Here is a 25432-nt window from a genome sequence, read left to right as displayed (position 1 = left end):
CTTTAATTATTTCTTCAACCTTCTGATTTTCAATTAATTAATTTTTCAAATTTGCTTATTTGGGTGTCCCGCCTTAAATTTGCACATGTTTATTCGTCAAAAGCGTAACAAATCCGGCAGTATCAGCATCCAGATCATCAGTAAATCCGGAGGTCGTTATAAGGTTGTTCAGAGTATCGGTTCAGGAAAGAGCGAGCAGGAGCTTTCCGTTTTGATGCTCAAGGCTCGTTCGGTCTTAAAACAGTTAGAGGGAAATTTGGAATTGTTTATCGACGAGGAAGAGTCCAACTATGAATATATTCTTTCTTCCATTAGCAACAATCAAATACAAGTGATAGGTCCGGAGCTAATTTACGGCCGGCTATTTGATAAAATTGGTTATAACCAAATAGAAGACAAGTTGTTCCGTCATCTGGTCATTACCCGTTTGTATAATCCCGGTAGCAAGCTGAAAACGATTGATTATCTTAGCAACTATCTGGGCGAGAATCACCAGATACAAGAAATATACCGTTTTCTAGATAAGCTAAGCGATCGGTTCAAACAAGAAGTTGAAGATATTACTTTTATCTACACCAAAGGCATTCTGGGTGGCAAGGTCGGTGTAGTATTCTACGATATGACTACTCTTTATTTTGAATCAAGCGATGAAGATGATCTTCGCAAGACAGGTTTTTCTAAAGATGGAAAGCACCAGTGCCCTCAGATATTTCTGGGGTTGTTGGTTGGTTACGGAGGTAATCCCATAGGCTACGACTTATTTGAGGGTAATATCTTTGAGGGGCATACGCTCATTCCTGTGTTAGAGAAATTTCAGCATCGCTTCGGATTGAATAAACCCATTGTCATTGCAGACTCCGGCCTTCTTTCTAAAAAGAACATAGACCTCTTATCGGAGAACAACTACGAATATATTTTGGGAGGTAGACCTAAAAACGAATCGAAAGAAATTCAAGCCCAAATACTAAAGTTGTCGCTTCAAAACGGACAAAGTGCTGTTATTCAAAGAACAGAATCTCAGCGTATAATTGTTTCTCTTTCTCAAAAGAGGGCATATAAAGATTTACAGAATCGTTTGCGAGGGCTCCGAAAATTAGAGAAGAAGATAGTAAGTGGAAAACTGACCAAGTCCAATATCAACAATCGTGGATACAATAAATACTTGCGAATGGAAGGTGAGGTCAAGGTAGAACTCGATTATGAAAAATTCAATGAGGACGCCAGGTGGGACGGTATAAAAACCTTTGTGACCAATAGTAAACTCAAACCGGATGAGATTATAAACAATTACCGGCAACTGTGGTTTATTGAAAGGGCTTTCCGCATGAACAAGACGGATTTAAGAATACGCCCCATATATCATAGACTCAGGCACAGGATTGAAGCACATATTTGCATATCCTTTACAGCATATACTATCTTGTTGGAATTGGAGCGTATTTTGAAAGCTAATGAATCCACAATAACACTCAGCAAAGCTGCAGAGTTGACTAAGAGGATGTATCAAATAAATGTAATGTTGCCATCTTCTGGGAAGGCTAGGAAGTACCCACTAACAATGGATGAACAGCAGAGGGAATTATACTTAATGGTACTCAAAAAAACGTAGGGTGTCCCATTGGCGAAAACAGGAGAGGGTTCAACTTGATAAACACCGAATCCTAAGATTGGCATTTCTACTCCATTGTTTAATTTTACTGTTGTCATATCATTTTTTATTTTAAGTGCTCTGTAAAGAAAGACTCTAACTTATCGAATGGAATAACATCCATACGGTCATATAAATCTACATGAACAGCATTAGGGATTATCATTAACTCTTTCGGTTCAGTAGCCGCTTTGTAAGCATCTTCGCTAAAATAACGTGAATGTGCATTCTCTCCGGCTATCAACAATATGGGTCTTGGGGAGATTTCGTTGATATAGGTCAGAATTGGCATATTCATAAACGATAGCGTATTAGTCGCTGTCCACGCACCATTTGAGTTGATTGAGCGCGGATGAAAGCCCCGATCCGTTTTGTAATAATCAAAATAATCTTTCACGAATTGAGGTTCGTTTCCTTCTATTTTGTCCGGCAATCCTTTGGGAGCTAAAGCAAACGTTTCGTCTTCCGCATCTTTCCAACGTTGTTCGCCTAATTGCTCCAACATTTCGCTTCGCTGCTCCGGTGTCATTGCATCAAAATACCCCCTTGCGTTCACTCTCGACATATCGTACATACTTGCGGTCGCTACTGCTTTGATGCGTTTATCAACGGCGGGTATAAGACGGGTCAAAAGCAAGCGTAACAAACCCCTGTTCTGCCATCCGGTTGGCGTACAATCCCGATGATTGCTCTTTTACAGCACCGAAGGGACCGCTAACGGCAATAGCAGGAAAAGTTTCACTACCTGATTTTTGGGGAATGTATAAATCTCCCGTTAGTGCTATTCCATAACGGTTTGTGAAAGTTACTTTCCGGCGTGTTACATTATCACTTAGTTCAAAAGTATATTGTTCTTGTTTTTCTGTGCCGTTCATAGTATAACTGTTGTATTCTTCATCTGAAACGGCTCCATACCAAATGGCTGCGCCTTTATCTGCCTGCGTAGTAATGCCTATATGAACAAATTCGCTATCGGGAGTAGCACCGTGCCAGTGAACAATATCGGGTTTTATCTCTACTACATCGCCCGGTTGGAGCAGTTGTATCGGTTTGCCTTTCTCCTGATAATAACCTTTGCCGGAAGTTATCAGTAATAATTGTCCACCCGGATGTGAGTGCCAGTAATTGCGGCAGCCCGGTTCAAAGCTTACATTATAAACCTGCGTATTAAAGGTTGTGTCGTCTGTCACTAACATTTCAACATAAGCCGTACCTGTGAAATTGGCCTCCGCTTTCTGCCCTTTCGGGAAAATTTCGTTTGCGGTCATATTATTATTGTTATTAGAATTATTGCTGTTGCAGCCTGTAAGGAATAAAGCCATACAAGCTATTGTGAAGTTGAATAGTGTTTTCATTCCTTTATCGTTTTACATTATACCTTAATCATTAGTTATTCATCTGAATTTACAATGCAAAGATAAAGTGAAAGTCGTTAAGCGAATTTGTTCAACGGCTCAAATTGTTTTGCTCAAAAGGTCAATATTGTTTTTGTCAAAAAACGCTGTTGATTTTGATTCTTAATTCGCTTACAACGCCACATGCTGCCAAATCGAAGCCACAAGCGTCCACCTGACACCAAATCCTTGATTGTTATGCACAGTGCATTGTTTGTTTTTTACCTGCGGAGGAATACAAAAATACAATTATTTATTATATGTCTGATAAATATCTCTTTAGATTATCTTTATTTGATTGGCGAAGATACAAAGTAGAACATTCAAAGGGCAGAGTGAAGTTTCTAAAGAGTCTTTAAGGTGTTTGTTCCTTTTATTATTCAATTTTATACAATGCCAAATACGAGGCACAAATATGATAGTTCAGTACAAAAAGTTCCTTTTTCCCATTTTTATCCAAATCATATTCAAAAAAACAAAGGTTTCCAATGTTGGTAAACATTAAGCTGTTGCCATTATGTTGTATTTCAAAAGGATTTTTACCTGTATCGTCGCATCCACCGCTCTCTCGTTTAAGTTCGAGTGTTCCAACGTCTGTTTGAAAATACTTTTTTCCTAAATCATAGTTTACTTTAGAAGTTCCGTCGGGAAGTTTCTGCATACTGCGATTTGTCGTGAAAACATGAGTATCAATGACTTTTTTCTCAATTAAAAGTGTTGGTTTTTCTTTTATTTCCAACCTATCGGGAAATACTAACAAGCAACTTTCATCAATGTAAATTTTCAAAGGATTTCCCTCAAAGACACGAATGTTGGCATGGTCGCCAATAATTTTTGGGGCAAGACTATCGGTAATATTATTGAAAAGACAATATACATCCAATAAGGTGTTATTTGTAATCACTGCATTGGCAAAGTTGTCGCTATCATTTACAAGCAATTCGGGGAAACAGGTATAGGAGATTGAATTTTTCTGTGTACATGAACATATTATTGTTGAAATGGATATGATAATTACTGATTTTATAATATTCATTTTTTGTTGATTTATTTGTTGTAAAATTGAACAATAATTCAATACTGTAATACGAGATAATATAAGAATGAGAAAGCCTAATATTTTTACTTTCATTTTTTATTTCTTCGATAATCAAAAATAATTCCCCAAACAACTGTTCCGATAAATGCTACGGGCACTGCTATGAGAAAAGAAAAATCATTGGACATATCATAATCTTCCGACCCGCGAACTAAATCGACCATCGCACTGATTAACAGATTTTGCAATATCAAAACTGAAATTATAAAAGGAATGAGTTTATAATGAAAAAATCGAAATAATAGATACGATACAATTAATAATGCAATTAATATAAAATTAACATAATATGGAAATTCATTTGTTGACAAGTTAACACCAAAAGTGTTAAACAATACATTACTCATAAAAATAAGAAGTAATGTAACAATAGCAAGAATAACTCCAATATGTTTATTTTGTTTTTTTAGAGGTCGCTTCATTTTACTGTATATTGCAATTGTCTTTTGTTTGTTTTTCCGATTCTTCAAGTTTCGAAGACAACGGATTATTTCAGGATTTTTATTTTTCAATTTTGAAAGGACGTTTCGGGTTGCACACGCATTGTGCATAACGTCCGTCAGCTTGGTGCAGTATCCCGAAGGGTATTGCACCAAACTGACAGTTGGGTGCAGGCATTTCAACCAATTTTCTTAAACATATAATCAGGTATTTTCCATTTTATAGGTTTTACTTCTTTGTTAGGGTCGTAAGCCAATATCTCCTTATATTCGTTGTTTTCTAATTTATGTACAATTTTCTCAAGCACTGGTTTAATAATCAGCCAATCTGTGGCATACAATGAAGAATTGCTATATTTATCAAGAAGCCAATAAATGATAAGAGCAATAGCTTTGTCACACAAAGGGTGTTCAAGGATTTTTTCATAAACATTGATTTCTCTGTGTTTGAGAGATACTGCGATATTATAAAGTTCAATAGTCGTATCACAACGGTTTATTTTGCTGACTAAATAATCGCCAAACCATGAATGTACTTCCTCTTTGTCTATGTAAATGTATGGTTCTTCGCCTTTACTGGCTTGTAAAACAACTTCCGGAATAAATTTTGTTTTGGATATTACCTCACTTGGGTCATACTTAATATCTGTTTTCAAATAAAATCCTTTTTCAAAATTATTGATAACAGTTCGAATAATATTGAATACATCTATGTCATTACCTGTTTTCTTATTCCAACTATAATTTAAAAAGTCTGCAGGACAAGCATTCCAAAAAATCATCAATGCAGTAGCCTCGCTACATAAGTCGCTCTCAACAATCCATTGTTTAATTTCGTACAAACATCGACTTGCTATATCATGCAATTCACAAGGTGTTGAGAATTTTTGAAATTCTTCAAATGTTAATCTCGAATAATCTGAATAAATTTGTTTCTCCATATTTATTTCTCATTTTACGCTTTACCTCATTCTGCTCACTGTCCCCGCATTGCCACCAACTTATAAATAAATGCAATAGTTATCCGAAATACACATTGCATAAAAAGAATAACTGTATCAGCCGACAAATTTAGCAAATATTTAAGATACAGGAAACTATCTCCCCATGAACGCCACATATATCCAAATGTCTCAAGTTGGGTAAACTTGGGAAGTTCTATCTTCCTTTTTTATAGTATAAGTGAATTATAGATTGATCCCTGCTTTGCGAGCTTGTGAGTGTTGCAGCCGGCGATTAATATTGTATAGTTTGTTGTCTTTAATGAATTTGGCTCCGGTTTGCTTGAACCAGAAAGATACGTTTTGCTCTACACACAAATTATGTAACTCCATTATCCAATCGAAATTGCAAGGGCGGGCATTATAGCCGGATTCTCCTCCAACAACAACCTGTTCCACCCATGAACCGATATTGTATGGCGTAAGGTCTATACGTTCTAATAGCGGTTCGCAGATAATGATTTTGTGTTTTATAGGTGCCTCTTTATAGATGGGTAGGCGGTAATCGGCACGGTCTTGATTCTCAACAGTACAGCAGATGGTTACATGCTCGTATCCATCACCCCAATCATCGGGCAGGGAGACTTGCAAGCGGTCGATGCGTTTGGTAATCATCATAAAGCGTAAATCGCTGCGAAGACGTATCATCTCCCATGCCTCCCTGCGCCACTCATCGGCATCTTCTACAAAGAAATCGGAAGTGAAACAGGTATAGACCAACGAACCGGATGGGATCTTATACTCACCGTTCCGCTTCTTTTGTATGGGTAGGTCGAAGTTCTTGGTTTTGGTAACGATATTACTATCAACACCCCGTTTGGCATCGCCACGGTAAACGTAGCAATGCTGGCAACCTGCGCTTAACTTATGACAGCCATGCCACAGGTTCCACATCTTCGATTTGGGTTCGATAGCGTTTTTAGGCATAAGTACTTAAAGTGGCATGCAAAGATACAATACCTATTTCGGATATGGTTGTCCAAAATAGGCATCTTTTTCCTTACAATGGCTTCACCGGGATGCAGATATCGACGATATGCTTCTGCTCGGGATGCGTTGTGTAGTCATTGTGATAAAGCTCGTAGGTACAGCCGTCGCCTTGTTGATAGCCGCTTTCTACAAACCAGTTGCACATGGAGTTCCATGCTTTCTCAAAGTCGGCAAAGCCCAGTTCAAAGTGTCCGACGGCATACTTCCCGCCGGGAATGGTGAGTTTACCGATTTCGCCATCGACTTTCACGTCTTCTTCGATAATGATACAGGCGCTTTGGCGTACTTTCTCCAGTTCGGTTACTGAAGGATCGTCATGGGTGATGGATGCGGACTTCGATACATTTGGGGTGTACAACCCACGGGGGTATGCCCATTTGAATAGCTTTTCGTAGGCCTGACCGATTTGATTGAATGCTCCGATGTGGCGCACATACACTGCCTTCATTTCAGGCATTTCCTTTACTTCAATGTTTGCTTTCATAAAATAAAATTGATTTGATTCGACGATACAAAGGTCGGCGTTCTCGCCTGTATCGCTTTTCAAATTCTTGCGGAGCATTTGTCCATTCTTGCTAAACAGCTTTCCGTTTTGCGAATAGACGGGTTTATCGGCTTTGCTGAACTGACTGGGCGTCATGCCGAAGTGTTTTTTGAAAGTCCGGCTGAATAAAGAAACGCTTCCAAAGCCACAACTGTAGGCAATTTCGGTGATGGTTTCAGGAACAGCTTCGCGGAGTTTCCAGGCGGCTTTCTCCACCCGCAGGCGTTGGATGTAGTCGATGGGCGTTTCGCCAATCAGGAAAGAGAAAATCCGGTGAAAATGAAATGGGGAGAAGTTGGCAACGTCGGCGATGGTTTTCAACTCCAACGGTTTGTCGAGGTGTTGGTCGATATAATCCATCACCCGGTTAATACGTGCACGGTATTCTATACGGCTGTTTTCCTGTATATTCATAATCGGCAAAGGTAGTCGGAAGGGAGGAGATAGAGTGTTCTATTCTTGCTACTTTTTGAGTATCCTCTTTAAGTTCTCAACACTCAACAGATTCACCGTTTCGAATTGTTCTTTATAAAACACCGCCCAGTTGTTGAAAACGCAAGGCAATTCTTTCGCTTTTTGCAGTGTATCCACTTGAATTAAAGAGGCGGGAATATCGTGCGTGTCGCAATACTGCCTTAACACTTCAATGGTTTGGTAGACAAACGGACACTGCATACTATAGTAAATAATCAGTTCTTTATTGTTTATTTCTTGTGTCTTAACGTTTTGTGCGAACTTCGGTGTTGTTCCGTCGAAAGAGAGTGCAAGTAATTCATAGCCGTTATCAGTCGTATCAACCACTTCAAATCCAAACCTCTTGGCAAACGATTGGTCGGAAAGCCAAGCCTTTTGCTTTGTTGATCCGAGCATACAAATGCCTGATTTGCCTTTCGCTTTGGCATCAGCCACGCAATACTCCAACAGCGATTTTGCATATCCTTTTCCTTTGTAATCACCCAAGACCCACAAGCAATAGAGATAAATGTAGTTGTCGCCGACGATGGGAACCCAAGCTGTTTCGAGCGGAGCGTATTCGATGAAAACTGTTGCTTTTACATTCAATTTTCTAAATACATGACCTTCGGTTAGTCGATCAGTAAGCCATTGTCGCTTTGCTTCTATACCCGGGTGAGTTACTTTGCTACGGATAATACAGCATAGATGCTCGTCGGCAAGGTTTTCGGGTGTTATGTTTATGAAATCGGCATTCATATTATTGCTTTTCTATAATCTCCGTCTTTCTTTTTCATAAATCCATTACTTAATAATGCCTTTATGGAGAAAGTGTTTTCTTCCAAAGGGTCTGCTGTTATCTCACGTCCGCCTAAAGCTGTGATTTTTTCTTCTAACTGCTGAATAACAATTTTGCTGATGCCTTTATTCAGATACTCCTCTTCCCCAATCAGGTAACCTATTTCAAAGGTATGGTTTTTCTCTGTTACATCCCCATATAAGCTTTCAAAATCATGCCCTTCCTCTTCTAAATCTTTCAGAAAGAAACAGTCAGCATAAAGGCAGTAGCCTATTTTACGCTCGTTGTGGTAGACAATAAAGTGGGTTAGAAAATTGTACTTGCCGTCTTTGTTGTTAACTTCTTCTAACCAAGCTTTGCGTTGTTCTTCTCCATCGGGACAGAGCCATTTATAAACATAGCCTTTATTGAGCCATTCCTCAAATAAAGGCATATCTTCTTTAAGTAGAGGCTTTAATAGGATGTTTCTTTTGTTTATTACCATGCATTCTATTCTTTTATTGCATCTCTTATTTCTTTTATCAATTCATAGAAGCTTTCTTCTGTCGATTTACCTGCTGTATCAATCAGGATTCTATCTGTCGCCCATGCATGATACTCCCTACTTTGGATTTCATTCCATGTAGGGAGTTTTAAACCTTTCACTTCAGTGCATCGGTTTTCAGCTCGTTTTTTATGTTCTTCTTTATCCGAACAGATTACTTCGATATTAATGTACCGGCTATTGCTTTGTATAGTTACTTCTTCCCATTCTCTACGGGTAAGGTCTATCGGATTGCATGAATCGGCAACTACATTATGCCCCAAGTCCAGATTGTTGCTTGCTATGCGGTAAGCCAAACGGTATCCTTCGCTTTGTACATTGTAGTTGCATAAATCTCGCAATGCTTGTTCTATGGTATCAATTCTCAGATAGGCAGCATTGTACTCCTTGACAATCAGTTTTGCCAGACTTGATTTTCCCGAAGCGGGCAATCCCGATAGAATAAACAGTATGGGTTCTGAAGCCTTCATTTTTCGATTATTAATTTTTATAGCTCTGATTGATTCAGTGGAGAATACAACTCTATCAGATTCTCTTCCGGGTCGTACAGATGAACAACACGCATTCCCCAACCGGGCATATCTGTTGGTTTATTAATAAATTTAATTCCTTTTGCTGAAAGTACTTGATAAGTCTCATCTACATTATCAACTTCAAAGGATATCATCGACTTCTCACGATAGCCAACGGGTTGTGTTTTGTCGGCATTACCAACGGCAGGAGCCATATAGTCGGATGTAAACAGGGCAAGGCCCTCTATTCCGTCGGCTACTTTGAAGCTGGCATAACATTCTCCAACATCCCAAGCGGCTTCCAAACCAAGTTGCTCGGTGTAAAAATTGAAACATTTGCGATAGTCTTTGACTAATAGTCTTACGTTGCTGAATTTCATAATTCTTCTGTTATTAATTTATTAATCTCTTTTATAGTCTGTGAATCCTAATCTATTGCCCGAAGGGTCGTTCAATTCTACCGCCCAACCTGTTCGTATCTTAAATGGTTCGGATAGAAAGACAATGCCTTTGGCTTTCATCTTTTCGTAAACCGCTTTAGTATCTTCAACCTCTATCCAAATGGCAGGTATTGTGTTCGGCATCTTAGTTTTGTCTTTCAGGATGATTGCCGGCTCTTCGTTGCCAACCTTGAAGGCTATCATACCCTGCTCTGCAAACTCGAATTTCTTTTCCAATCCCAATACTTCAGAATAAAAATGTACGCTCTCTTGATAATTGTTAGCTGGCAGGAAGTAGTTATCATAGCTCTTGATTGCGGTAGGTTCTACTGTATCTTCCGTTATCGTCAGGATATGTCCGTTGTTATCGAAGATGGCGAATTCGTCGGCTCCATAGAATGTTTTATGCATCTCTTTGGCGATAGATTCTGTTCCCTGAAGCTTTTCGTACAGTGTTTGCATACCTTTCATCTTTACATAAAAGGTCATAATACCCAACACTGGGCGACCGGCTAACTGTGGGTACTCTTCGGTTAGGTTATCCATTTCCTGAAACATAAATGTTGTTCCGCCATTAGCAACCATGACCCATTGCAAGCTTCCGGTTGGAGCGGGAACACTCATAATCAGATTGAAACCTAATGTTTCGGTATAGAACTGTACTGTTTCATCGACGCTCTTTACGCCAATGTTGGGAGATAGAGTTTGATATTCCATGGCTTTCATCTTTTTTGAGTACAAAAATACAATACTTGTTTGATCTGTTTCGTGTAAAAAATCGACATTCTACACAATGTGTTCCGATGGAGAGATACTTCCCAAACGCTGAAACTCTTTATTCATGTGCGAGTGATCGTGATATCCGCAAGCAATGGCTATTTCGTACATGCTTTCATTGGGATGGGCTTTCATATAACTGCGGACAAACCGGAAACGCATGATGTTACTGAATACTTTGGGCGTCATACCGATGGTTGTTTTGAATTTACGCTCGAATTGTCGTTCCGACAGGCAGACCTCTCCGGCTATTTTGCTGACAGACAAAAGACCGTTATTGCTTTGAATAATGGAAACGGCATGTCTGATTTGCCTGTCGGGCAGGTATAACTTATGTATACGTGTCAGAAAATAGGAATTGATATAAGTAATACGTTCCTGCATACACTCCATATCAGGTAATCGCTCATAGAAACTGTTATCAAACAGCGTTTCGGTGAGAGGCAGTTCTATGTTTTGGTTGGTAATCATGGAGACGGGCATACGGGTGAATGCGGTGATTCCTGCCGGAGCAAAGCGGATTCCCATCATTTGCACCCGCCCCGGCTGATAGGAGATTTCCAATAAAGAGGTCATTGTACCAACCAATTTGGGTAATCCGGTTTGTACGGAGTGACTTCCGAAATCAAAGATAATATCCACACAACCATCCGGCAGAATCCGCTGTGCGATTGCATTCTCAACCAGTCCATCGGCAACCCAATAGGTTTCTATCAAATGCTGTAAATGTAGGTCGGGTGGATATTCTTTATACATACATATTATTTCGGCAAGAACCCATTTTTATAATATTGGTAGCTCTCTTCTATAATTTCAGGCGCATCCGCATCTAATACATACAGGATTTCACGGCAAAATTCCAATGGAGCCGTTCCGGGGGCAGTAACAATGTTGCCGTCTCTGACAGCTTGTTCGTTGATATAGTTGGCATCGCCGGTATATTTTTCTCCGGCATACTGTTTCAGATAGTCCAGTCCGTTGCTTGTATGCTTCACATTATTGAGAATACCATTGGCTCCGAGAAATACCGAGGCATTGCATATTCCGGCAACCAACTTATTTTCCTTCACTGCTTTCTCTACGAGTGGAACAATTTGCGCAGCTTCGGGCGAAAACCAATGCATGCCACCAATCAATATTAGCCCCGCATGGTCTTCCGGCATATCGTTCAGGTCGTAGTCGGGCAATACTTTGAAGCCGCCTATCGACATGACAGGGTCTTTTGTTACAGACATGGTTTTCACTGTGTATTTGATTGGGCCTCCGGGCTTAACGCCTATATTCAAGCAGGTGGAGATATAAGCCCCTTCCCAATCGGCAAACTCGTTTAAGAGTACAAAAATTACTTCTTTCTTGTTCATGCTATTTATAATTCTTTATTCATATATCGTTGTGTCCATGGGCAATGAACCATACATTTCAAGCAGGTAGTGCATTTATCGACATCAATTATCTTTTCACGTTCTATACCTGATTGCCAAACAGTACCTTTCAGGGCTTTAGGCTCGCAAACATCCAAACAAATCTGGCAGTTGCCACACTGAACAGCTGGCAAACTATTTAACACTGTGTTCAATGGCATATCGGTCAATACTCCGCCCCATGTTTGACAACAACCGTATTCTTTATTTACCAACAGGTTATTCCTCCCGATCCAACCCAGTCCCGCATGGGTGGCTAATGTTTTCAGAGGGAGCATCGACTTGTTGCCTTCGAAGTTGTTCGTTGTTATCTGATTGTCATCAGAGAGTGAATAAGCACTGTACCCATTCTTCTCAATGAAGTCCGCAAGCAAGTCGGATATGCGGTACATGTCCATTTCATGAGCATAATGCTCATCGTCATCGAAATAGTTGCGGGCAACCATATCGGGCACATAATTAGGATTATCGCTAACTCTTTTCAAGTATTCAGGAGAGCATTTAACGCCAAATAGTATAGCAGACGAAAATCCCCGATTTTGCTTTTCTACTAAACCGGAGATATCAACAAAGTGGATAAATTCTATCTCATGTTGCTTTAGTTCATTTGTGATCGTTTCGTTTAGATTCATTTTTTCATTGCTTCCGTCCTTAAATCCGCAGGCATTTTTTCAATCGCATAGCGTAAAGCCGTGCGAGGCATTACCGTTTTCTTCGACACTACATAATCGAACACTTCTTGCCGGTAGGCTTCACTGGCGGCTTTAAGCATCCATCCGTAACCCTTTTGCACTAAATCGTCTTTGTCGAGTAGCAGAATATCGGCTATCTCAAAAATATCTTTTAGGAACAATCCTTTACGAGCGGGGATAATCAATGTAACAGCAGCGGCCCGTTTTACCCAACGATTGGATGAGGTTGCCCACTTCTTCAGTTCGGCAACATATTCGGGATACATCATCATAAAATTTCCGATTGTATGATTACACAGCGTGTCGCAATCTGCCCAATTGGTCAAATAATTATGCACCCAATACTCGAATGTACTAAAGTCGGACGGTTCATATTGCTTATATAATGATTCGGCCCAGACACAAGCAATTACCCCCTCTTCAAGATAACCTGACTGCCAAAGTTCGTCACATAGTTTAAATATCTCTTGTTTGGGTAGTTCCTTTATTTGCCTGAAACTCAGTTTGCCTATTTTGCTCACTTCGCCCATTCCTACGCCACGAACCTTTGCTGCTTCGCCTGTTTTGAAAAAACGATCGGAAGAAGCAAGCACCTTGGGATTAATGCTGTCTGTTAGCGTTTGACGGATATCTGATAATATAGCAATATTATTTTTTGTCATAATACGTTTTATCTTTCGGAAGCCTATTGTCCAATAGCAAAGATACTATCTTATTCCACAGTAACATAGATTTCAGTTTTTATTTTTTCGGGTTCTGTCTTGTCCGAGTGATTCAGGTATTTCTAGAAACAATGATAGCCCTGAAGCGTCTACCCGATTCCCTTCCGAATCGACAAAGCCGGCGAAATTGTAAAAAAGGATATTTATTCTCTTTTATCCTTATAAGCCCCCTTCACCATCTTGGTAAATGACCTCTCTTGCTTCCGTTTTTCATGCACAGAAGCTGTATAATGCCAAGCTTCCCGGCGGAGTTTGAGGTAGCTTTCATATACGCTACGGTCTATATCTCCATTCTCTACCGCTTCGATTACGGCACATCCTTTCTCGTTGACGTGCTGACAATCAGTAAATCGGCACAGGCCTTCGTAGTCGGATATATCCAGGATGTCGGACAAATTATCAGTATTGTCATTTGTAACACCGAAGAGCTTTATACCCGGAGTGTCGATTAGTACACCCGAGTCTGCCATCAAAACCATCTCCCGGCGGGTTGAAGTATGACGACCTTTCCCGGTCGAATCACTGATCGTTCCCGTCTGCAACACTTCTTGTCCGCAAAGAGCATTGATTAAGGTACTTTTGCCTACGCCCGACATGCCGGTAAAGACAATAGTCTCTCCTGGAGAGATAGATGCCCGAAGGTTGTCGATACTTTCCTGCGATTCCACGCTGGTATAGAAAACAGGCATCTTGCCAGAAATGTGTTTCAGAGCATTTTCTGTTTCTTCTCGGTTGAAGCCCAAGTCTGTTTTAGTTAATACTAATACGGGGCGAATACCTTCGTCTGCGGTTTGCAACATGAAACGTTCAATTCGGCGGACATTAAAGTTTTCATCCAGACTTTGCACAATGAAGGCTTTGTCGATAAACGAAGCGATAGCCTGCCTTTCTGATACACTGCCGCTTTTTAGCCGATAAAGCGCCTTTTGGCGGGGGAGCAAGTCGAGGATAATGCCTTTGCATGTATCGATAGGCTGAAAAATAATCCAGTCTCCTGTGCATGGATATTCGGACGAACTCTTGCCATAGAGCATATTTCCGGCAAGTTCGCAGGTGTAGAATCTATCTTCGGCAACTACTTCGTAACAGGTTTTATGGGTCACTGTTACTCGTCCGTGCGGAAGGTCTTTGAAATTGGAATGTTGTTTTTGTTGGAATAGTTCTTCGCTCCAGCCGTATTGTTGTAAGTTGTTCATTGTATTTAATATATGATAGCATACACAGAAATCATAATGATGCTTTCGTGTTGTACGCAAATTAAAAACTGAAATTATAATAATAGAGAAACTACTCCCGAAAAGAGCTATTCGAGAGCAAGCGAATGGACAATCTGTACGGATAGCGCAGATTGTTTACTAAACCAAATCCTTCTTTGTAATTGTCATAGGTTGCAAAGATATGATATTTTTTTCTATATCTCACTAAAATGCACTACTTTTGCATTTCAACTCCTGAAGAAGAATCAATTCACGAATCCTATGAAGTGGCAACGTTGTATATGAGTTTTTAGTGGACACTAATGGATTTGCTTTATAAATAGCATATTTTTATCTAATTTTACCTCATGATTCCCAATAATATAAGCCCAAAAGAACTTTGGTCAAGACAGCAGATTAGTAGTCTTGACGTTGACTATGATTGGTGGAATAAGAAACGAGAATCGATACAGAGTTTCTCGCAAATGAGCCAAAGTTGCATCTTTACAGTTGATGTATTCAAGGCTAGATATGACTTTGCTTCTGATAATTTTTCTACTATTTTGGGGTATAATCCCACATGGATAAGAACAATACGGGAGCAGGGCGATGTGTTGGAAGAAAGGATACATCCGGATGATCGCTCTCAGTTGTTGGAATACCAAATTGAGCATGGACAGTTTATCTATTCGCTTCCACAGGCGGAAAGAAACGATTATCGGCAGGTGTTTCAATACCGGATACTGAATGGCAGAGGGGAGTATGTAAATGTAATCAGCCGTCAGCAGGTTCTTGAAAAGGATAGAAACGGAAAGGCATGGATTATTATGGGGGTTGTGGATATATCTCCCGATCAACTATTTACGGAAAAATCAAGCGGACGGTTATTAATAGTAAGACGGGCGAGATACTTGCACCGATGCTCATTCCGGCAGAGAAACAATTAACTAACCGGGAAAAAGAAATTCTGTTATTAATACGCCAAGGTTTCTTGAGTAAAGAGATTGCGCATAAATTGAGTCTTAGTATTCATACGGTTAATAATCACCGAAAGAATATATTGGCTAAACTCGATGTGGACAATGTAATGGAGGCAATCAATATTGCCCGCGGCCTTGGGATCATCTATTAAGGCAGCCAATCTAAACTATTAGTCAGTGGATTGCTTTTTCGCCATTGCTCCAGTTCTTCATACGTTTTCACTCCACCGGTAAAAACGGCATGGTATATTTCTATCCCCGGGATAAGCATACCCTGCGGCACATCGTATTTGATTTGAAGAATTGTTTGGCGAAGCTCAGGAGTTAGTTGTTTGATGATAGCACTGGTAGCCCGCTCTACTGTGCCATCGTACTTTGATCCCCGGCGGATATGAATCATGTCGAACTTCCATGTGTTCCGTTCTTTATCCTCATACAGGGCATGCCATTCGATACACTCTTCTTCTGTGTCAATTCCGTTGATGTAATGGATTTCTTTCAGAGGTAGTCTTTTTGCTAACTCTTGCATAACAGAGAAACTTTCTGCTATATCAAGTTTACCCGTATAGATGTGCATATCTATATCCCGGCTTTTCATCAGCAAGCCGGATTTAAGTGAGCCAACTAGGTTGACGGTTGCTCCAACGCTTTCCCACGCCGGAATAATGCGGGTCTCTTTCAGCACATTCCATGCCGACTGCTGATTCTTTTCTGCAAGTTTAAGGATATTCATCTTGTTTTATTGAGCATGCAAAGATACACAATCGACCTGAAAATAGCTATAAATAGCCATTTTATCCGCCGCCAGAATGCCGTAATTTTGTGCACCCTTTTGTGTCTTTATTAATGTAATAACAAGAAGTGCTTTATGGTATTTAATAAAACAGAAGAACAAGAACGTGAGTATTTGCAGCAGGTTATCAACTTGCTGAATAAGACTATCAGTAATGCAGACGCGTCAGTAAAAGAGCGAGTGGAAACCCTGAATGATCAAAAACAATACCTTTGGGATAACCGCGATATCGATCCTCACGAAATAACCCAGGTTAGGGGAAATATTTTGAATGTCTTTGCGATTGGCGAAGAGGTTTTTGCAAGACGCAGGCGCCTGAGGAAGATATTAGACATTCCCTATTTCGGGCGGATTGACTTCAAGGAAAGATATAAGGGAAAAGAAGTTATGCCTCTATACATAGGTATACATTCGTTCTACGAATCAGAGAGTCTGAAGAATATTATTTATGATTGGCGCGCTCCCATCTCTGCCATGTTCTACGACTATGAACTAGGAGTGGCTTCTTATCTCTCTCCCGCAGGAAAGATTGAGGGAGATATTTTCCTCAAACGTCAATACCGCATCAGAAAAGGGCGCATGGAATTTATGATTGAAAGTTCCGTAACCGTTCACGATGATATTCTACAAAAAGAACTCAGCTCCAATGCAGATGATAAAATGAAGAATATTGTTGCCACTATCCAGCGGGAGCAAAACCGGATTATTCGTAATGAAGATGCTTTAGCGCTTATCATTCAGGGGGTGGCCGGCTCGGGCAAAACATCCATCGCCCTGCACCGCATCGCCTATCTGCTTTATACTTTCAAGGAAACCCTATCTTCGAAAGATATTTTGATTATTTCGCCCAACAAGGTGTTTGCCGATTATATCTCGAACGTACTTCCCGAACTCGGTGAGGAAACCGTACCCGAAACCGGCATCGAGCAAATCCTATCAGGCGTATTAAGTAACAAATACAAATACCAAACTTTTTTTGAGCAGGTCAATGAATTGCTCGGTAAGCCTGCCACAGACTTTATCGAACGGATACAGTATAAGGCTTCTTTCGGTTTTATTTCTCAACTCAATCGGTTTATCCTGCATATTGAGAATACTTATTTCAAGGCTACAGATGTAAAATTGACTAAATTTGTTGCCATCCCTGCCGAATACATCGAAGAACAATTCCGCCGTTTCAACCGCTATCCCATGCGGCTGAGATTTGAAACGATGACGGATTATATTCTGGAAATGGCACAAATTCAATACCATATCACCGTTACCACTGCCCAGCGGAACATGCTTAAGAAAGAGATTCGAAATATGTTTGCCGGGAATAACGATATGCAGGTCTACAAAGATTTTTTTGAATGGATTGGCAAACCGGAACTGTTCAAGATGCGCAAGAACCGCACCCTCGAATATGCGGATCTCGCTCCGCTGGTCTATCTGCATATTGCTTTAGACGGAAATAATATGCAATCCCCGGTCAAACACCTCTTGGTAGATGAGATGCAGGATTATTCGCCCATCCAGTATAAAGTTTTACAGAAGCTTTATCCCTGTAGAAAAACCATTCTGGGCGATGCCAGCCAGTCGGTAAATCCTTACGGCTCATCTACTGCGGAGATGATCCGGGAAGCCTTTGCTTCGGGTGAAGTGATGAAGTTGTGTAAGAGCTATCGTTCAACCTACGAGATTACCGAGTTTGCACAAAACATCCGGAAAAACGAAGATTTAGAACCCATCGCTCGACATGGTGAGAAACCGCAAGTCCTGAAGTGCAAGAATGAGGAAGAAGAAATTGCTGCAATAGTGAAGCTGATAAGCACTTTTAAGCAAACCGACTATAAATCGCTTGGAATTATTTGTAAAACCGAATCGCAAGCACAAGAACTATCGGATAAGTTAAAAGCCTATGTAGATGATGTTTATTTCCTTTCCAGCCAAAGTTTCGCTTTTGTACAAGGCACCATTATTACCTCTGCTCACATGGCAAAGGGCTTGGAGTTTGATGAAGCAATTGTTCCGCAAGTAAGCAATAAGAATTACAATTCAGAAATTGATAGAAGTATGCTTTATGTGGCGGTGACAAGGGCAATGCATAAACTGACGTTGACTTACAATGATTGTTTAACGGGTTTTGTTCAAACGTGAATAGAAATTGTCTAACTCGGATTATTCATCCTTTGTCTTATACTGGAATAGGTTGACAGCTTGGGCAAACAAGACAAGTCCGTAGGACTTCAGACGTGGATAACCCCTTGCAAGGCGAAGCCGCAGCTCGGGGGAAGCAGTAGAAATATCCATCAAACAGGAGCTCCGTAGGAGGTCTATGATAGGATTCCCGGGTTTAACTCCCTGATTCAGACAGGTAGCCAATCCAAACTATTTGTCAGCGGATTGGTTCTTCGCCATTGTTCCAATTCAGGGCAACCGCATCAAATTTTCAATAGTTTCCTTAGATATATATGGAGTATAGCACTTGTTTGACAGATAAATAGTATTTTTGGGCGAAATAGAAAGTATTAATTAACAATCGCTTCTTTTGAAGTATAAAAATAGAAAGATGATACCTGTTCCAAAACATTTAAAAAGTATCTTAAAACCGATAGGAGATAATAACAGTGAGTTTGAAATCACGGGGAAAATCACTTGTGATTGTGGGTCTGAAAATTTTGCAATTGAAATCGTTGCTGATGATTCCGATTACTCTAAAGAACAAGTAGTCAAAGTAACTGAAATTGACGGAAACTATTTCTTGATAGTAAAAGTAAAGTGTAATAGTTGCAATAAAGAGCATTTGATTTTCGACAATGACTTTCACGGTTGGAATGGATTTGTTTGTGGAGGCGATTCAAAAGACCAACCAAGACCAAGCACTAAAAAATGGCATTGTAACAAATGTTGTAAATCTGAACATTCAATGATAGTCAATATTCATTCTCAAGGACAAGAAGATTTTATAGAAGAATGTGGAGATGAATTTGATCAAGATGATTGGGCAGAAGGTTTTGATTGGATTACAATAAAGACAATATGTAATGCTTGTGAAGAAGTTAATGATGAGTGGATTTCTTATGAAACAATGTAATATTAAAATATATCAGTAAGACAAAAAATAATAGGCAAGCCGCCGGACGTTGTGTGTAAGCAACAGAGAAAGGTGAGAACGATGAATTTAGCAGAGATTCTAACATATAAAATACAAACAGCCCCAGACGGCTTTGGGGTAGAAGAAGTTTCTGAATGGTTGAAAGATATTCCTCAACTAATATCTTTTGATGATTTTGGAGATTTGTTTGATAAAAGTGAGTTTACACAAAAAGATTTGTTTGCTCTTGTTGTAATCATTCGAAATAAATATATAAATACAATTCCTGTGAATGCCGAGTTCTTTTTAAAATATGAAGATTTTTCAGCGGCAAATCATTTGAAAAAAGAATATCTTGAGTTAAACATTCAAGAAGACAAAAGCAGGGTTTTGGATTTGTCAAATATGTTGCAATTAAAAAAACTTGTACTAAGTTCTAATCGAGTTTGCGAAACGGTTATTCTCCCCGATAACTCGAATCTTGAATTAATAGAAATTGTCAATATGCCTCGTTTAACACGAATCGAAAATCTTGAAACAAATAAAAAGCTCAAACATTTAGCCCTGCGAAAGTGCAATAAGTTTGCTGATTTTAATTCACTAAGAGGACACGAAAAACTTACAGTATTGGACTTGTCTTTAAACAATAGCATAACCGATTTCAATTTTCTAAGCAAGTGCGGAAATATTCGGATTTTACATTTGATAAATACAAATGCAGTAAAACAGAAGAATATAACTGAAATTCTTTCTGACTTGAAAATGTTAAGAATCTTGAGTATTAAAGCAAATCAATCAGAATTAAAAAAACTCAGAAGTGATTTGCCGAATTGTTTTATAAACTAAATGATACTTTGGAAACGAGAATAAAATCTATATAATGACAGCATTAGAAATAAAAAAAGAGCTAATAAAGAAAATTGTGGTACCTTTTTTCAAGCGAAATAATTTTCAGAAGAAAGGAGTGAGATTTTATCGGGATTTATCATTCTTTCAAATTGAGGTGGACATTCAAAGTCAGCGATATTACAAGGAAGAAAATGAGGAAAACTTCCGAATCAATTATCTGATTTTATGCGGACGCTTTTCTTTACTTTTTGGAGGAAAGGGTGTTTTTGGAGGAGGTGCAATTCAACAGGAAAATTCTTGGATAACTATAACAAATAAGACTGACATAAATAAATTGTCGAATTGGTTGGAGAATGAGTTGGAAAACATAGTAAAGCTGATAGATATATTTTCAGATATAAATAAAGTAATTGCTTATCGAGGGCAACAAGATGTTGAATATGCCTTTCTCTTGAAAGAACTGGCGAAAAGCAAAGAATTATCAGAATGGATAATATCACACAAAAAAGAGAAAGAAGCCTACTTCTGTCAGCTCAAAGAAATTGAAAAAGAAAATCAAGAATTATTGGCGTCTCCGGATTCGTTAGACAAGAGCATTAGACTTGATGGAATCAGAATGCGATTAGATAATCTGAATAGTAAAATTAGAGAGATAGATAGAGAAATAAAATTAATTGAAAGGTAAATACCTAAGGCAGACTATTCACCCCTTGGATGAATTCTATTCCATATTGTTTTAATTCATTTGCGACTGTTTCGTTTAACGAGGGCATTCTAAAGCAATTTTACTATCTTATACCACTCGCAGAAATACTAAATATTTAAGAAACAATTTGAATTACATCCTAAAACCTCTCTTATTACCCAATTCTGTTTTGTTTTTGCCATTGAGACTTAAACTTACCGTGAGTATTTGGAAAAACTATTGTTGCAACTGGTAAAACAAAGATTGCAGACAAAAGAAATAAAACTTAAACAGATAGCTAATGAGTTTGGATTTACGGACATCAGTCATTTGTCTAAGTTCTTTAAAAAACATGAGGGGATAAATCCGTCGGAGTTTAAATGAAATGCGAGAGAGGTTTCATGCGTTTTGCGCTAACTACCTTATAATCAAAACTTATAGAATCGTAAATCTTTGATGCTAGCGATTTTCCATCGTCGGCTTTTCAGTGTTTTTCGTCGAAATTCACACTTTGCAGAGTTAATAGATAAATTCAAATTTACAATAGCCGCACTATCTCATTGTACGTTATTAGCGTATAGCACTTTGTCTTGAAAATAGATATGCAAGGTTTTCGCAGAAATCGCAAAGCGACCTGACCTTTCAGATCTTATTTCAAGACGAAACCTTTGCGAACAACGGGCAATGGGACTTTCGACATTGATTCTCATTCTTTTTTCTGTTCTTTTTTGACAATGTAATTATCCTCAATATCACTCCAACGTGGGATCTTCAACTTCTCATTAAATTGCTTTTCATAGCTTCGCAAAAAGAGTTTCAACCATTCCCCACTCTTTTCTCTTGTTTTAGGATTCTGATACACGGTCTGTTCCATAGCAGATATAAAATCTTCTATGTTTTCAAATGGTCTATACTTGATGTTTTTGCCATTTGAATACCACGTGCAAGGGCGTATTTTATGAACTACTTTGTCTTTTATCTGTAAGTTGAGTGGCCAATTTTCCATTCGGCGACAAATTTCCCAAACACTTTGTAACCACAACTTCTTGATGACCACATAACCATCTTCCTGCATTTGATAACCAAATATCAGATATTTAGTATGTAACATATATGGCTTTTCAATAATTTCAGATTGAAAAGCATTAAAATCCGCAATATCAAACCCTGGTGATGCGCCATAATTAAAAGCTTTGACTTCTAATAGCTCTGAAGTTAAGTCATCAGGGTTAAGATAAAAATCAGGAGGCATTTGGGTATTTGAATTTAGTTTGTATGATATTTCATTCTGCTTTAGCCACCCCTCAAGCCATTCCTGCATTATATTTCCAACAACATCGCGTTGTTTTACAACGATGCTGACATCTCCAAGATAAAACTTTATTTGCCCTTTTACTTCAAGAATTTTGTCTTCAAGCATTAATTTGTCGTAGACTTCTTGCGCTGTTAATTTCATACTTCGTAGTGTGATTTTTTATCCAAATATTAAAAAGTCTTTCTGCTACGGCTTTCACAACAGGAACAGTTACGGTATTTCCTAATAGATCATAGCCTTCATCTATTCCTATATCAAACTTATAGTAGTCAGGAAACCCAAAAAGCTTTAGCCCTTCTCGTAAAGTTAATGTTCTTAGCCCCCCGTTGTCTGCGACAAAAAGTTTCTTCATATCCATTGCAACCAAAGTTGGGGCAATGTCATTGGGACATAAGATTTTATTAATCTCAAAACTTAATTTGCCGGAAACAATATTGTAACCTAAAGGCAAAGTTGGATCTTGTTGCCTATGTGTTTTTGTTTCTCCAAACATATTAGTTTCTGTAATCAACCTTTTTGGATGTTCTTTTTTTAAATAACCTTTTCTTACAAGATCTTCAAGCAATTCCTTCAAATTCTCATGTTGAAAGAAGCTCGAGATTTGCGTAAGAGTTAATGGCATTCCGTCCATCCAATCAATTCCAAATTCTTCCGCCCATTTTTTCTTTCTACGTTCTTTAAATAGAATATTCAGCAGATTTCGTTGTTCGTTTGACACAATTCCTTTCAATTCAATATCCCAGCTATGTATATTATTATCACCTCCTCGCTTATCCTTAATTGATTTACCGTAAAGCTGTTCAATGCTATAATGTGATAGTAACAATTCGGTAAATTTACTTTTAATTGTTGGCTTGCCTTGCTCAATTATAGAATCCAATGTAGCACTACATTCTATAAAATTATCTAAGGATGGGACTTCAACTCTGGTCCCAACAATGTAAACCCTTTTTCTTTCTTGTGCTAATCCAAATTTGTTAGAGTGAAGCAATTTCCACTCAACTTTATATCCAAGATCTTTTAAATGCTCAATAATTATATTTAGAGTTCGCCCTGTTTTTGCGTTTTTATCTACTTTGTCGTGGTTTATTAATCCTTCAACATTTTCTAAAATAAATCCAAAAGGCTTTTTATCCTTTAAAATTCTTTCTATTTCAAAAAACAAAGTACCACGAGTATCTGAAAATCCTAAACGTTTCCCTGCGGCAGAAAATGCCTGACAAGGAAAACCTGCGAGAAGAAAATCAAAATCGGGAATCTCGGCAGATGGAATCTTTGTTATGTCACCACTTATTTTTTCATTTGGGTAGTTTTGCTTCAATATTTCAATTGCATGAGGCTTTATTTCAGAAGTCAAGACACACTCTGTTTTCCATCCAAACTCCTTGGCGGCTTGCTCAAAACCACATCTAATACCACCTATTCCTGCGAAAAGGTCGACAAAACGAATTTTTTGATTAGAAGCTATATTATTGTCTATTTTCATGCCTTTTAATGTTTTCATGCGCCAAACTCAGTACATCTTTATCTACTTTCTCATCCTTAACAATATAACAAACTTAGTCTGTAAGCCACGTTTTTAAGGTTGCGGTTCAATATCCAAAGCTGCGGCAACTTGTCTTTGTCGCATTTGTCGTTCATCTCTAAGAGTTTTATTTTCTCAGCAAACAGCATATTGATAATCCATGCCTTAGCATTATTTGGCAAATATAGTGAGAATATGTGATATATTTCCCTTTTAAGTACATCTCTTTGTTGCTGGATTTAGCAAATTGGAATTATAGGTTTTAATAATTTTTGCCATTGAGACCTAAACTCATGCGGCTAAATCAGTCAACTCATACGGTTAAGTCGACCAACTCATGCGGCTAAATCAGCTGTCGCATACGGTTAAATCAATCGTTTCGACCGTATAAGTTGGCCGGATTTTACATGTAAAATCTGACCAATTTGTACATGATTCAAAAAAACAAAAGCATCTATGTTGTTGCCACGAAATAAAACGAAAGTAATTTATTCACACGTCGAGTTGAAACGTTCGAGTCGGCCAAAGTGCCCGTGAAGGGGCTGTAGGGGGTGTTGTTGCACATCGATTTGCCTTTGCGGCAAAGGCAGGTCGACGTTTGCCGCAAAGATGATGTTGCGTTTGCCGCAAAGGCAAGTCGACGTTTGCGGCAAAGGCAAAAGGGACTGAATAATTATTGACTTTTGGGTTTTCATGTTATCTTATAAATCAAGGATTTTTTGCGCTATTGCTTTGCAATGATTCAATACAAGGTCTTTATCTCCTGTCATTCCCATGTTAACAGTTATCAGCTGATATAAATGTTGAGTAATCTTATGAAGATCTGCACCCTTTTTCTTTAATTTGAAGACTTGAGGGGTATAACCTTGGTATTCGTCTCTGATATTCTCATTGTCGTTCACGCCTATTGGATCCCAATCTTTCCATAAGATTTCGTCAATGGCTATATATAGATCTTTATCTGTTTGATTCATTCTATAGGTTAGTTTGTATTTTTATTTTAGGGTCGCCCTCCTACGGAGAGCAGGATGTGGATTGCGCCTCGTTTTCCCCGAGCTGCGCCTGTCGGCTTGCAAGGGGGAAGCAGTAGGAATATCCATCAAATAGGATCTTTTCTTTTTATTAGGGTGCATCTCAATTCATCTTTTTATATTTAGTAGTATGTCCTACTCCAAAATTCACATCTGATTCTTCAAATACCATTTCATTTTTATTTATTGATATAATTTTAACTGTAAAATCATCTATCAGGGGTAGATTTGATCTAATTATTAAAATATTATCATCTAATGACCAACGACTAAAATCAGTTTTATTTTCACAGGCATCATAGAATATAGCTGTTCCACCTTTTTTAAACTCTATATAACCTTTATAATCACACTCTTTAGAATATTTATGATGTGAATATTCTTTTTCTTGCCACTTTCCTATAAGTAATTCACTTATAGAATCATTACAACCATATACCACAAATGAGAAAGAAAGTAATATACCAAATAATAACTTCGTCATAATATTTTAATTAGTTTGAATG

Annotated in this window: 24 protein-coding genes and 4 pseudogenes; 7 read left to right on the top strand and 21 right to left on the bottom strand. The window is 38.6% G+C overall.

Translation table 11 applies throughout. From position 1 onward, the window contains the following. Positions 1 to 85: 85 nt before the first annotated feature. Entirely contained in the window at positions 86 to 1609 is a 1524-nt protein-coding gene (locus D0T60_RS06515) for an IS1634 family transposase (protein ID WP_163217347.1), read from the top strand. 106 nt (positions 1610 to 1715) lie between these two features. Here D0T60_RS06515 and D0T60_RS06510 read toward each other — a convergent pair. From D0T60_RS06510 to rsgA, 16 genes and pseudogenes are all read right to left on the bottom strand, one after another. Next, positions 1716 to 2568, bottom strand: a pseudogene (locus D0T60_RS06510) (alpha/beta hydrolase). Between the two features lie 51 nt (positions 2569 to 2619). Then, positions 2620 to 2844 (bottom strand): annotated as a pseudogene (locus D0T60_RS19040) (cupin domain-containing protein); the annotation flags it as partial. Positions 2845 to 3418: 574 nt separating this feature from the next. Next, positions 3419 to 4078, bottom strand: a complete 660-nt coding sequence (locus D0T60_RS06500; RefSeq protein ID WP_163217345.1) for a hypothetical protein — start codon at positions 4076 to 4078, stop codon at positions 3419 to 3421. A 682-nt stretch (positions 4079 to 4760) separates the two neighbouring features. Continuing rightward, positions 4761 to 5522, bottom strand: coding sequence for a DUF4274 domain-containing protein (locus tag D0T60_RS06495; RefSeq protein ID WP_163217344.1), 762 nt, complete (start codon positions 5520 to 5522; stop codon positions 4761 to 4763). Between the two features lie 246 nt (positions 5523 to 5768). Further along, positions 5769 to 6509: a DUF5131 family protein gene (locus D0T60_RS06490; RefSeq protein ID WP_163217343.1), complete on the bottom strand. Its 741-nt coding sequence runs from the start codon at positions 6507 to 6509 to the stop codon at positions 5769 to 5771. 73 nt (positions 6510 to 6582) lie between these two features. Next, entirely contained in the window at positions 6583 to 7530 is a 948-nt protein-coding gene (locus D0T60_RS06485; RefSeq protein ID WP_163217342.1) for a GyrI-like domain-containing protein, read from the bottom strand. 48 nt (positions 7531 to 7578) lie between these two features. After that, a complete protein-coding gene (locus tag D0T60_RS06480; protein WP_163217341.1) occupies positions 7579 to 8328 on the bottom strand; it encodes an N-acetyltransferase in 750 nt (249 codons plus the stop codon). Continuing rightward, entirely contained in the window at positions 8325 to 8852 is a 528-nt protein-coding gene (locus tag D0T60_RS06475; RefSeq protein WP_163217340.1) for a GNAT family N-acetyltransferase, read from the bottom strand. The genes D0T60_RS06480 and D0T60_RS06475 overlap by 4 nt, the downstream gene beginning before the upstream one ends. Before the next feature lie 5 nt (positions 8853 to 8857). Next, positions 8858 to 9382 carry an AAA family ATPase gene (locus tag D0T60_RS06470; RefSeq protein ID WP_163217339.1) on the bottom strand — a complete coding sequence of 175 codons (525 nt, stop codon included), beginning with the start codon at positions 9380 to 9382 and terminating at the stop codon, positions 8858 to 8860. A 17-nt stretch (positions 9383 to 9399) separates the two neighbouring features. Beyond that, entirely contained in the window at positions 9400 to 9804 is a 405-nt protein-coding gene (locus D0T60_RS06465) for a VOC family protein (protein ID WP_163217338.1), read from the bottom strand. A 21-nt stretch (positions 9805 to 9825) separates the two neighbouring features. Beyond that, entirely contained in the window at positions 9826 to 10581 is a 756-nt protein-coding gene (locus D0T60_RS18785) for a VOC family protein (RefSeq protein WP_239059508.1), read from the bottom strand. 69 nt (positions 10582 to 10650) lie between these two features. After that, positions 10651 to 11397, bottom strand: coding sequence for a helix-turn-helix domain-containing protein (locus D0T60_RS06455; protein WP_163217337.1), 747 nt, complete (start codon positions 11395 to 11397; stop codon positions 10651 to 10653). 5 nt (positions 11398 to 11402) lie between these two features. After that, entirely contained in the window at positions 11403 to 12002 is a 600-nt protein-coding gene (locus D0T60_RS06450; RefSeq protein ID WP_163217336.1) for a type 1 glutamine amidotransferase family protein, read from the bottom strand. A 5-nt stretch (positions 12003 to 12007) separates the two neighbouring features. Further along, positions 12008 to 12694, bottom strand: coding sequence for a 4Fe-4S dicluster domain-containing protein (locus tag D0T60_RS06445; RefSeq protein WP_163217335.1), 687 nt, complete (start codon positions 12692 to 12694; stop codon positions 12008 to 12010). Beyond that, positions 12691 to 13416: a DNA alkylation repair protein gene (locus D0T60_RS06440; RefSeq protein ID WP_163217334.1), complete on the bottom strand. Its 726-nt coding sequence runs from the start codon at positions 13414 to 13416 to the stop codon at positions 12691 to 12693. The genes D0T60_RS06445 and D0T60_RS06440 overlap by 4 nt, the downstream gene beginning before the upstream one ends. Positions 13417 to 13619: 203 nt before the next feature. Next, entirely contained in the window at positions 13620 to 14672 is a 1053-nt protein-coding gene (gene rsgA, locus D0T60_RS06435) for a ribosome small subunit-dependent GTPase A (protein WP_163217333.1), read from the bottom strand. A 368-nt stretch (positions 14673 to 15040) separates the two neighbouring features. On the opposite strand from rsgA, the pseudogene D0T60_RS06430 reads away from it, so the two are divergent. Then, a pseudogene (locus D0T60_RS06430) lies at positions 15041 to 15804 on the top strand (LuxR C-terminal-related transcriptional regulator). Here D0T60_RS06430 and D0T60_RS06425 read toward each other — a convergent pair. Next, on the bottom strand, positions 15801 to 16385 hold the full coding sequence (locus tag D0T60_RS06425; RefSeq protein ID WP_163217332.1) for a phosphoglycerate mutase family protein: 585 nt from the start codon (positions 16383 to 16385) through the stop codon (positions 15801 to 15803). The pseudogene D0T60_RS06430 and the gene D0T60_RS06425 overlap by 4 nt on opposite strands. Before the next feature lie 135 nt (positions 16386 to 16520). On the opposite strand from D0T60_RS06425, the gene D0T60_RS06420 reads away from it, so the two are divergent. The 5 genes and pseudogenes from D0T60_RS06420 to D0T60_RS19035 form a co-directional block, all read left to right on the top strand. Continuing rightward, entirely contained in the window at positions 16521 to 18584 is a 2064-nt protein-coding gene (locus D0T60_RS06420) for a UvrD-helicase domain-containing protein (protein WP_163217331.1), read from the top strand. A 391-nt stretch (positions 18585 to 18975) separates the two neighbouring features. After that, on the top strand, positions 18976 to 19521 hold the full coding sequence (locus tag D0T60_RS06415) for a hypothetical protein (RefSeq protein ID WP_163217330.1): 546 nt from the start codon (positions 18976 to 18978) through the stop codon (positions 19519 to 19521). Positions 19522 to 19602: 81 nt separating this feature from the next. Continuing rightward, positions 19603 to 20367: a hypothetical protein gene (locus tag D0T60_RS06410; RefSeq protein ID WP_163217329.1), complete on the top strand. Its 765-nt coding sequence runs from the start codon at positions 19603 to 19605 to the stop codon at positions 20365 to 20367. 34 nt (positions 20368 to 20401) lie between these two features. Then, the gene (locus D0T60_RS06405) at positions 20402 to 21055 is read left to right on the top strand and encodes a hypothetical protein (RefSeq protein WP_163217328.1); all 654 of its coding nucleotides are present in this window, start codon (positions 20402 to 20404) and stop codon (positions 21053 to 21055) included. A 225-nt stretch (positions 21056 to 21280) separates the two neighbouring features. Beyond that, positions 21281 to 21439, top strand: a pseudogene (locus D0T60_RS19035) (helix-turn-helix domain-containing protein); the annotation flags it as partial. Positions 21440 to 21761: 322 nt separating this feature from the next. On the opposite strand, the gene D0T60_RS06395 reads toward D0T60_RS19035, so the two are convergent. The 4 genes from D0T60_RS06395 to D0T60_RS06380 form a co-directional block, all read right to left on the bottom strand. Beyond that, positions 21762 to 22511 (bottom strand): NgoBV family restriction endonuclease, encoded by a 750-nt coding sequence (locus D0T60_RS06395; protein WP_163217326.1) that lies wholly within the window; start codon positions 22509 to 22511, stop codon positions 21762 to 21764. Beyond that, the gene (dcm, locus tag D0T60_RS06390; RefSeq protein ID WP_239059507.1) at positions 22468 to 23874 is read right to left on the bottom strand and encodes a DNA (cytosine-5-)-methyltransferase; all 1407 of its coding nucleotides are present in this window, start codon (positions 23872 to 23874) and stop codon (positions 22468 to 22470) included. The genes D0T60_RS06395 and dcm overlap by 44 nt, the downstream gene beginning before the upstream one ends. Before the next feature lie 722 nt (positions 23875 to 24596). After that, on the bottom strand, positions 24597 to 24869 hold the full coding sequence (locus D0T60_RS06385; protein ID WP_163217325.1) for a hypothetical protein: 273 nt from the start codon (positions 24867 to 24869) through the stop codon (positions 24597 to 24599). A gap of 160 nt (positions 24870 to 25029) precedes the next feature. Next, on the bottom strand, positions 25030 to 25410 hold the full coding sequence (locus D0T60_RS06380; protein ID WP_163217324.1) for a lipocalin family protein: 381 nt from the start codon (positions 25408 to 25410) through the stop codon (positions 25030 to 25032). Positions 25411 to 25432: the final 22 nt, after the last annotated feature.

Origin of the sequence: Bacteroides sp. 224 (assembly GCF_010500995.1) — a bacterium.
Taxonomy (GTDB): Bacteria; Bacteroidota; Bacteroidia; order Bacteroidales; family Bacteroidaceae; genus Bacteroides.
This window is presented reverse-complemented; position numbering and strand designations above follow the sequence as displayed.

Excerpts from the sequence above, each read along its gene's own strand:
- dcm (WP_239059507.1), bottom strand. The coding sequence starts at position 23,874 with ATGAAAACATTAAAAGGCATGAAAATAGACAATAATATAGCTTCTAAT.
- D0T60_RS06380 (WP_163217324.1), bottom strand. The coding sequence starts at position 25,410 with ATGACGAAGTTATTATTTGGTATATTACTTTCTTTCTCATTTGTGGTA.
- D0T60_RS06425 (WP_163217332.1), bottom strand. The coding sequence starts at position 16,385 with ATGAATATCCTTAAACTTGCAGAAAAGAATCAGCAGTCGGCATGGAAT.
- D0T60_RS06395 (WP_163217326.1), bottom strand. The coding sequence starts at position 22,511 with ATGAAATTAACAGCGCAAGAAGTCTACGACAAATTAATGCTTGAAGAC.
- D0T60_RS06490 (WP_163217343.1), bottom strand. The coding sequence starts at position 6,509 with ATGCCTAAAAACGCTATCGAACCCAAATCGAAGATGTGGAACCTGTGG.
- D0T60_RS06470 (WP_163217339.1), bottom strand. The coding sequence starts at position 9,382 with ATGAAGGCTTCAGAACCCATACTGTTTATTCTATCGGGATTGCCCGCT.
- D0T60_RS06465 (WP_163217338.1), bottom strand. The coding sequence starts at position 9,804 with ATGAAATTCAGCAACGTAAGACTATTAGTCAAAGACTATCGCAAATGT.
- D0T60_RS06420 (WP_163217331.1), top strand. The coding sequence starts at position 16,521 with ATGGTATTTAATAAAACAGAAGAACAAGAACGTGAGTATTTGCAGCAG.
- D0T60_RS06410 (WP_163217329.1), top strand. The coding sequence starts at position 19,603 with ATGAATTTAGCAGAGATTCTAACATATAAAATACAAACAGCCCCAGAC.
- rsgA (WP_163217333.1), bottom strand. The coding sequence starts at position 14,672 with ATGAACAACTTACAACAATACGGCTGGAGCGAAGAACTATTCCAACAA.
- D0T60_RS06515 (WP_163217347.1), top strand. The coding sequence starts at position 86 with ATGTTTATTCGTCAAAAGCGTAACAAATCCGGCAGTATCAGCATCCAG.
- D0T60_RS06480 (WP_163217341.1), bottom strand. The coding sequence starts at position 8,328 with ATGAATGCCGATTTCATAAACATAACACCCGAAAACCTTGCCGACGAG.
- D0T60_RS06405 (WP_163217328.1), top strand. The coding sequence starts at position 20,402 with ATGACAGCATTAGAAATAAAAAAAGAGCTAATAAAGAAAATTGTGGTA.
- D0T60_RS06455 (WP_163217337.1), bottom strand. The coding sequence starts at position 11,397 with ATGTATAAAGAATATCCACCCGACCTACATTTACAGCATTTGATAGAA.
- D0T60_RS06385 (WP_163217325.1), bottom strand. The coding sequence starts at position 24,869 with ATGAATCAAACAGATAAAGATCTATATATAGCCATTGACGAAATCTTA.
- D0T60_RS06475 (WP_163217340.1), bottom strand. The coding sequence starts at position 8,852 with ATGGTAATAAACAAAAGAAACATCCTATTAAAGCCTCTACTTAAAGAA.
- D0T60_RS06440 (WP_163217334.1), bottom strand. The coding sequence starts at position 13,416 with ATGACAAAAAATAATATTGCTATATTATCAGATATCCGTCAAACGCTA.
- D0T60_RS18785 (WP_239059508.1), bottom strand. The coding sequence starts at position 10,581 with ATGGAATATCAAACTCTATCTCCCAACATTGGCGTAAAGAGCGTCGAT.
- D0T60_RS06445 (WP_163217335.1), bottom strand. The coding sequence starts at position 12,694 with ATGAATCTAAACGAAACGATCACAAATGAACTAAAGCAACATGAGATA.
- D0T60_RS06485 (WP_163217342.1), bottom strand. The coding sequence starts at position 7,530 with ATGAATATACAGGAAAACAGCCGTATAGAATACCGTGCACGTATTAAC.
- D0T60_RS06450 (WP_163217336.1), bottom strand. The coding sequence starts at position 12,002 with ATGAACAAGAAAGAAGTAATTTTTGTACTCTTAAACGAGTTTGCCGAT.
- D0T60_RS06500 (WP_163217345.1), bottom strand. The coding sequence starts at position 4,078 with ATGAATATTATAAAATCAGTAATTATCATATCCATTTCAACAATAATA.
- D0T60_RS06495 (WP_163217344.1), bottom strand. The coding sequence starts at position 5,522 with ATGGAGAAACAAATTTATTCAGATTATTCGAGATTAACATTTGAAGAA.